This window comes from Facilibium subflavum, assembly GCF_003574485.1.
Classification (GTDB): domain Bacteria; phylum Pseudomonadota; class Gammaproteobacteria; order Francisellales; family Francisellaceae; genus Facilibium; species Facilibium subflavum.
Map to the genome: position 1 here is coordinate 1 of NZ_QLIT01000005.1, position 8777 is coordinate 8777.

The 8777-nt window shown below is 38.1% G+C and carries 7 protein-coding genes; 5 read left to right on the forward strand and 2 right to left on the reverse strand.

Annotated features, from left to right (window positions below):
• On the reverse strand, positions 1-1756 hold a 1756-nt coding region (locus tag DNK84_RS00895; protein ID WP_162902135.1), incomplete at its 3' end, for a hypothetical protein.
• 693 nt (positions 1757-2449) lie between these two features.
• Positions 2450-4105: a glutamine--tRNA ligase/YqeY domain fusion protein gene (locus tag DNK84_RS00900; RefSeq protein WP_119342696.1), complete on the reverse strand. Its 1656-nt coding sequence runs from the start codon at positions 4103-4105 to the stop codon at positions 2450-2452.
• Positions 4106-4305: 200 nt separating this feature from the next.
• Between DNK84_RS00900 and pckA the strand changes: the two genes are divergently transcribed.
• The 5 genes from pckA to DNK84_RS14150 all read left to right on the forward strand — a co-directional run bounded on the left by pckA (position 4306) and on the right by DNK84_RS14150 (position 8491).
• The gene (gene pckA, locus DNK84_RS00905; RefSeq protein ID WP_119342697.1) at positions 4306-5925 is read left to right on the forward strand and encodes a phosphoenolpyruvate carboxykinase (ATP); all 1620 of its coding nucleotides are present in this window, start codon (positions 4306-4308) and stop codon (positions 5923-5925) included.
• 103 nt (positions 5926-6028) lie between these two features.
• Complete coding sequence (locus DNK84_RS00910; protein ID WP_119342698.1) at positions 6029-6601, forward strand: hypoxanthine-guanine phosphoribosyltransferase; 573 nt, start codon at positions 6029-6031, stop codon at positions 6599-6601.
• Positions 6601-7380, forward strand: a complete 780-nt coding sequence (locus DNK84_RS00915; protein WP_119342699.1) for a TatD family hydrolase — start codon at positions 6601-6603, stop codon at positions 7378-7380. Before DNK84_RS00910 ends, DNK84_RS00915 begins: the two co-directional genes overlap by 1 nt.
• Positions 7381-7451: 71 nt before the next feature.
• Positions 7452-8057 carry an SH3 domain-containing protein gene (locus DNK84_RS00920; protein WP_119342700.1) on the forward strand — a complete coding sequence of 202 codons (606 nt, stop codon included), beginning with the start codon at positions 7452-7454 and terminating at the stop codon, positions 8055-8057.
• A 281-nt stretch (positions 8058-8338) separates the two neighbouring features.
• Positions 8339-8491, forward strand: coding sequence for a hypothetical protein (locus DNK84_RS14150; protein ID WP_162902112.1), 153 nt, complete (start codon positions 8339-8341; stop codon positions 8489-8491).
• Positions 8492-8777: the final 286 nt, after the last annotated feature.

Consider the following 8777-nt stretch of genomic DNA (forward strand, 5'->3'; position numbering starts at 1 on the left):
AAATCATCGTGTACAGAGGTGTTGCCTGATCAAGCAGATGATATTGCTGACCAAATAAATAATTGATATAAACAAGATCTTTGTAAAACATTTCAAATGCCAGGCCATTTTGTTCTTCATAGCCTATACAATAACTGCTTATTGTATTACCAAGGTTTTCAAAAAACAAAATAAATGATCGAAGTTTATACCACTCGGTATAGATGGTAATTAAAGGATAAAGCGGGTGCTTGTTTGTATGGCGTAATGCAATCTCATATTGTTTTCTAGCGCCTGGTAATGCATAGCAAAATTCCTCTAAGCAATTCTCAGTGATCGGAATAATCTGTGCATTTGAGCTTTGAAAAATTTTACTGACAATGACTTGGTCGTCTGCTTCAAGTTGATGAGCGTGGCATACATCGCGAAGCAAGGCTTGTGGATTTGTTTGAATGGTTGCAATCATTTTACTTTTATCTTCAACAATTGCTCTGATGTCTTTATTATCATACATCGTGTCTTGGTAGATGTTGTCATATAATTTAGAAAGCGCATCATATTTATCAAAAACAGCAGAAAGCAGCTTGTGATAAACAAGGCATTGAAAAGTATCTTCCTGGTTTTCTAATGAGGAAATAAAGTCGTTAAATGAATCAAGCCATTGTGGAAATCTGGGAAGCTTACTTGTGTTTACGGCCGTTTCTCTAGGAACGCGGATATCTTCACTTATCGGCAGATCCAGCTGTTTTAAGCGTTTGCTTAGCTCGTGGATAATAGCAACACAAAGACTTAGTTTCATTAAAATAATTGATTGTTTAAGTCCCACATTAAGTTTTTTACGTTTTAGATCTTTAAGGGAGGTTGCTTGTTTTTTTAGCGCTTCTAATGCCTTGAAGTATTTGTTGGTTTTCTCTTTTGTGTCTTGTGCGCCAACAAGCAGGCTTCTTAGTTTTTCAATGATTGAGCCTTTAAGTTGCTGAGGAAAATGCTTGTAGGTATCCTGGCAGATAATATAATAGCTTTCATTATCTTGGGCTTGCATTGCAATTTTATTATAAACATCTTTATAATTCTCCCAGATTTTAAAATATTCAAGCACATAAAACAGAAGCTCGTAATAATAGGTTGATTCATAGCGCTTTTTTCGAAGACTTCTGGGGATATGTGTTTGCATTTTTGCTTGTGCATAATCTTTTTCAACGGCTATCCAAAAAGATTCTTCCCTGTCATTATTTTCCTCAATAACGCTGTCAGGTATAAGCAGAGAATAAAGATAATTAGGTGCATTTTCTGCATCTTTAAGATGCTCAAGTGCAATGATATAGCCATCAGCTTCCTTGCAACCCAGTTCATAAAGTATGGTTGCAAGCTGTGCCCTAACAGAGGCTGAGTAGAATGATTGAACAAGCTTATATGCATGTAAAACAATAGAGAGTCCCTTAATTGTGGTATCTTTTTGTTTCATCGCAGCTTTTGTATTTATTTGTGAAACAATGCTTTGTGCATGTGCTTGAAGCAAATCCAGCGCGCGCTGTGACCCATTTTCAATTTGTGCTATTAATTCAGACAATGATATAGCTGCTGTACCACTGCCAATAGAAACACCTTCTAGTTTTTTCAAGGCGTCCATAAATTTATGAAGGTTGCCTTGAAAAGCTTCATAGGTTGCTTGACCTTTACCATTTTGAAGTTGCGTTAGTAAAGATAAAATGGCAGAAAGATCGGTCTGCATATAAACAATAGAAATTGCTTTATCGATATATTCAAAATCATTCATGACAAAAACTCCTTTTAGAAAGTGTCAAAAAAATAACAACATAAAATCATTATATGCTCAATAGGTTACAGATAGCCTATTTGTTTGTCTATAGGTGTATAGTTTTTGAGGTGATTTTTTCTTATGGGGTGAAGTTACGCACTTTCAGAGATTTTGTCGTTTAGATTGACTGCTGTTGTACAAGAAAAAAATGATGCTTAAAATCAATATGCTTGCTTCCACTAGCCCTTGGGGTTATATGCAAGTCCTTCCATCCGTGCTTAGCAAGCGTAGTTGTGCATCAACGTCATCGTCGCTTGGCGGCGATCCACGTGATGATCATTGGTGGCCTAAAATATTATGGCCAAAACTATAAGACGATCCTTTAAGGTTTAGTTCTTCTACAATTGGATAAGCTTTTGCATAAGGCCCAAACCGTTATTGGTAAGGAATGGATTCTGGCGTGGATTCCCGCCAAAGCTTTGCTTTTTGGGAATGACGGCACTAAGAATATAACCAAGCAGAATGAATGAGAAGTTCTTGAAACAATATACAAAAATGGAAAGTGCATAACTTCAGTTATGGGGAAAGTATTTTGTTTGAATTTGGTATTTTATTAAGCGATTGTTAACAAATTATTTCACAGTATTTTTTACTTTCCTTTGTAGCTAAAGCTTGAAAAATGACTCACAAGTGATATGGGTTAAAAAGCTTTTATTTTTTCCAGGTGTCTCTTAAGCTGACAATTTTATTAAACACTGGATTATCTTTGCTGTGATCAAATTGATCGGTGCAAAAATAACCCAAACGGTTGAATTGAAAATGTGTCTCGCAGGGGGGGGCTTGTAAGGATTTCTCCAGCTTTGCATCGGTAATAATCTGTAATGAGTCTGGGTTCAACGCTTGTGAGAAATCATCCAAGGCCGCAGGGTTTTCATGATTAAATAACCGATCATAAACCTTGATTTGCGCATTAATGCAATTATTTGCATCAACCCAATGAAGGATTGCTTTAGGTTTTTTACCATCTTCTGGTTTTTTGCCACCAAGTGTTTCTGGAAGATAGCGACACTTAAGTTTTTGTATCTTGCCATTATTATCTTTTACCAGGTCATAGCATTCAATCACATAAGCGTTTAACAGTCGTGCGCGACCACCTAAACTTAGTTTTTTAAACCCTGGTTCTAAGGCTTCCATAAAATCATCTTTCTCGATATATATTTTATTTGAAATACTGATATCACGGCGGCCAAACGCGTCATTTTGTGGATGATTAGGAACATTCAGCATTTGCTCATTTAAATCATCAATTTCAACAAGCAGTGGATTAAGCACAGCGTTTCTTCTTGGTGCGTTTTGATTTAAATCATCTCGCACTGCCTCTTCAAATAAGCTCATATCGGTAATACTGTCTTGTTTTGAAACACCCACCAGCTCACAAAGTTTGCGAATTGAAGCCGGTGTGAAGCCACGACGCCTTAATCCACACAAAGTTGGCATTCTTGGATCATCCCAACCGTCAACGAGTTTATGCTCAACCAGATATTTTAATTTTCGTTTGCTTGTAATGGTGTAGTTTAGATTTAAGCGGGAAAACTCAATTTGCTGTGGTTTGTTATGAAAGCCGCTTTTTTCAACAACCCAGTCATATAAGGGGCGGTGATCCTGAAATTCCAAGGTGCAAAGTGAGTGGGTGATTGACTCAATGGCATCAGAAGCTGCATGGGCAAAGTCATACATTGGGTAAATACACCAAAGCTCGCCTGTATGCGGGTGGGTCACTTTTTTAATCCGATAAAGCGCAGGATCTCGTAAATTAATATTGCCTGAAGCCATATCAATTTTTGCGCGCAAGGTACATTGACCTTCTTCAAAACCACCCTGGCGCATTTTCTCAAAAAGTCTCAGGTTTTCTTCAACACTTCGGTTTCGATATGGACTGTGGCGGCCTTTTTCAGTTAAAGTACCTCGGTAAGCTTTCACTTCTTCTGCAGATAAATCACAGACAAAGGCATCACCACTTTTAATAAGTTTAATCGCAATGTCATAAAGCTTATCAAAATAACCAGAGGCATAAAAAAGATTATCTTGCCAATCAAAGCCAAGCCATTTTACATCTTCTTGGATGGCTTTGACAAACTCAGCTTCTTCATTAGCGGGGTTTGTATCATCAAAACGTAAGTGGCATTTGCCTTGATAATCAAGGGCTATCCCAAAATTCAAACAAATAGATTTGGCATGACCAATATGCAAATAACCATTTGGCTCTGGCGGGAAACGCGTGATAACCTTACCATTATTTTTACCTTCTTTGATATCCTGGTCGATGATATTACGAATAAAGTTAGTTTTGTGTGCAGACTCTGTCATATCTTTTTATCATTTTATTAAACTTTGATCATTTTAAAGCGGATTGTTAATACTCTCAATAGGCTTTTGATCGTTTGTGGCAAGAAATTGAAAATTAATCGATTGAAAAATAAAGTGATAAATAAGCGCCTATTGGGGTTTACCAAATAAAGCTGGCATATTATTATATTTATGCGCTAAAAACAGGAGAATTTACAAAAATGCAGGTTGATCAACTCAAAAAATACGATATTTTAGAAACAAAAGAAATTTTTCATAACCTTTCTTACCAAAAGCTTTTTGATCATGAAACATCACCGGAAGCTCAGGGGTTTGAAAAAGGTATACAGACAAACACCGGAGCGGTGGCTGTAGATACAGGCAAATATACGGGACGCTCACCAAAAGATAAATTTATTGTTGAAACACCTGAGACGAAAAAAAATGTATGGTGGGCAGCAGATGGTTCTGATAACAAGCCGATGTCTCAAGATACCTGGGCACACTTAAAGGGGCTTGTTGCGACACAGTTAAATGGTAAGAAGCTTTATGTAATGGATGGATTTTGTGGCGCAAATCCTGAAACAAGATTATCGGTGCGCTTGGTAACAGAAGTTGCTTGGATGGCACATTTTTTTAAGAATATGTTTATTCGCCCAACCAAGGAGGAATTAAAAGATTTTCAACCTGACTGGACGATCCTAAATGCCTGTAAGACAAAATGTGAAGATTATCAAAAATGGGGGTTAAACTCAGAAACATTTGTGGCATTTAATATTGACCAGCGTATGACATTAATCGGTGGCACCTGGTATGGTGGTGAGATTAAAAAAGGTATTTTCTCGATGATGAATTACTTTTTACCTTTAAAAGGCATTGGATCATTCCACTGCTCGGCTAATGTTGGTGAAAAAGGAGATTCAGCATTGTTTTTTGGTTTGTCAGGAACAGGAAAAACAACGCTTTCAGCCGATCCAAAACGAAAGCTTGTTGGCGATGATGAACATGGCTGGGATCATGAGGGTGTTTTCAATTTAGAAGGTGGCTGTTACGCAAAAACCATTAAACTTTCTAAAGAAAATGAGCCAGATATTTATAACGCGATTCGTCGAGATGCTTTATTAGAGAATGTTGTTGTTAATAAAGATGGCAGCATTGATTTTGATTCGAATGCCAAAACAGAAAACACGCGGGTTTCTTATCCCATTTATCATATTGATAATATTGTAAAACCTATCTCTAAAGCAGGGCATCCAAGGAAAGTTATTTTCTTAACATGTGATGCTTATGGTGTATTACCACCGGTATCAAAACTCTCTATTGAGCAAGCCATGTATCAGTTTTTATCTGGTTATACAGCAAAAGTTGCCGGTACGGAGTTGGGTGTGAAAGAGCCAACAGCTGTGTTTTCTTCGTGCTTTGGCCAGCCATTTTTATTGCTGCATCCAACAAAATATGCCGAGATTTTAGGTAAGAAAATGCAAGAACATAATGCACAGGCTTATCTGGTAAATACTGGGTGGACTAAGGGAGGTTATGGCAAAGGCCATCGTATTTCAATTAAGAACACACGTGCCATTATCGATGCAATCTTAAATGATGATATTGATCAGGCTGAGTGTCAACAAGATGCATATTTTGGCTTTGATATTCCACAGCAATTATCAGGTGTTGATAGCAGTATTTTAAATCCTCGTGATACTTGGGAGGATAAAAAAGCCTATGATCAAGCCTATCAGCAGCTGGTTGAAATGTTTATTGAAAACTTTAAGAAGTTTACCAATAATCCGTTGGGGCAAAAATACGAAGCCTATGGCCCAAAGCTTAAAACAACCGTATAACGTGTTGAAATAAAAAATATTTTACGATGGATATTCACATTTATACACAAAATCGTATAGAATAGGGCGAAATTTTTAAAACAAAATTTCACAGTTGAAACGCATGACCACGATTACACCACAATTTATTAAAGAAGTTTTTGATGCCTCCCGTGTTATGGTAACAAGCCAAACGCTTGAAGCCTCTTTTGATCAGCTGGCCAAAAGCATTACTGATGAACAGAAAAAAGAAAACCCAATTGCCGTTTGCGTGATGAATGGCGGGTTATTCATTACCTCTGAAATCGTTAAACGTTTACAGTTCCCACTTCAGGTGGATTATATTCATGCCAGTCGTTATCGCAATGAGTACACAGGCTCACAGACGCTTAACTGGGTGAAAACACCAAATATTGACCCACGTGGGCGTACGGTGATCTTATTTGATGATATTTTAGATGGTGGTTTGACGCTATCTGAAGTAAAACGCTATTACGAGGATCGGGGTGCGAAAAAGGTATTAACGGCGGTTATGTTAGATAAGAAAGCACCTCGCGAAAAAGGCGGGTTAATGAAAGCAGATTATTTTGGCCTTGAGGTTGAAAATGAATTTTTATTTGGTTTTGGACTGGACTTTCATGGCTATTTGCGTAATGTGCCAGCTATTCATGCCGTTGATAAAAAACATATGATCTGATGATTATTGATTCGCATTGCCACTTAAATAGTCTGCGATTAGACGGTATATCACTGGATGATGTGTTAAAAGAGGCAAAAGATCATGAGGTTGATCAAATTATCTCGATTGGTACAACCCTTGAAGAAATTGAAGCGATTCAACAAATTGCTTTGGCATATGATGATGTTTTCTTCTCTGCAGGTGTGCATCCAAGTGAGATTGAAGGTATTCAACCAACAAAAGCTGAGGATATTATTGCTTATGCACAAGCGCCAAAGTGTGTTGGCATTGGTGAGACAGGGCTTGATTATTACTATAATGATGCGCTTACGCATGCTGCGCAAAAGGAAAAATTCCTTGCACATATGGATGCGGCATGTTGTCTTAATAAACCGGTTATCGTGCATACACGCGGTGCAAAACAAGATACGCTGGCCATTTTAAAGCAAGGGAGTATTGATCGCTGTGGCGGGGTGTTGCATTGCTTTACTGAAGATTGGGATATGGCTAAGAAAGCCTTAGATATGGGCATGTATATTTCTTTTTCTGGTATTGTTACCTTTAAAAATGCACAAACAGTTCAAGAAGTGGCTAAAAAAGTGCCTTTGGATCGTATATTAATCGAAACTGATGCGCCTTATTTAACACCAGTGCCTTATCGTGGAAAGCCAAACTATCCAGCTTATGTCTATTATGTTGCCGAATTTATGGCATCACTTCGTAAAGAAAATTTTGCGCAGTTTTGTGCGCAGACGAAGGCGAACACACAAACGCTTTTCTCATTGCCAAATGCTTAAGTTTTTCTTAAGATTTTTACGTTACTTTATTTTTGTTTTGTCAAATAAACGTAAGAAAATAAGGGTGTTATATGAAAAAGTTATTACTTGCTTTAGGTCTTATTGCAACAACCAGTGCAGCTTTTGCGACAAGCTATCAGCTTTATAATCAGCCAAATGAACAGGCAAAGGTGATCGGCCAGCTCAGTGATCAGGCACAAAATCAGTATATTCAGTTTTATCAAAAAGGGGACTGGGTCAAAGTTGCCAATACTGCTAATGGTCAAGTAGGATGGGTGAATGTAAAACAGGTTCAGCAAAACACGCAGGATCAACAATATCAACAGGCACTAAAGGCAATTGAAGCACAACGCGCACAGCTGAAGGCACAGCGCCAGCAGTTTGAACAAAATTATCAGCAGGCAGTTTCGCAGTTGCAGCAAAAGGTGGCTAATCTTCAGCAGCAATATCAACAGATGCAAAACCAGGCAAACATGAATGAAACCGCGCAAAAAAAGACAGCAAACCAAGATAATGCCGTTGTGCAGCAATCCTTTGAATCTGTCATGGTTAATACAAACAAAGATGGTAAAACAGCAACGGTAACAAAAAAGTGGCTGGGTAAAGATGGAAAAATGCATCAACAGACCAAGCAAGTGCCTTTGGATCAGGTGCAAAATATTAACTTCCCTGCCTAATATACCCATAAAAAACTTCTTCGACATTAAATCCCGCAAAATGATTTACGATGGGTATATGCAGTCATATTGAACGATTCTTATAGAAAGCGCCCCAAAAAAATAATCATCGATCATTTTTGCGATAGGTAAGTAACAATATTTTTTTGCTTCTTTTAAAAATACCTTTTGAAATAAATACTTCATTGTCTACGCTAATATGTACCACGCATTTTCAAGGTGAAAATTAATCTAAATGGATTCGTGGCAGGTCAATGAACAGTATCTCAAAGGAGTAATTTATGAGTGCGCCAAGCAAAGCTAAGGCAATCAAGCTGGACAATCCAGCCCAGAAAAAGGCTAGCCACCAGTCTGGAACCGAACTACACATAATGCAAGGTAACGAACATTATGAAGCTGTAGTAAGGGCGGTCTATCAGCCACAACGCGAGTGAAGGTATTGAGCCCCGTAATATACCCTCGTCGCACCTGATCAAGGTTTTCATATGCCTGAAATCAGCACTACGCAATACGTAAAGGCGAGTATGCGTGGAGGTGTCGGGGTCTGAGTCCGTAGCGGGTAGATGAACTGATTGCTTTGGAACTTGGGAGAACCTTGCTATTTCTGAATGCTTATCTTGGAGCCTAAAAAGCTAGAGATAAGCTTAGCAAGGTAGTCGGACTAGCTCATAGTAGAGGTGTAAATAGGGTAATGCCTAATGGCACTAAGTTAAGCCGCAT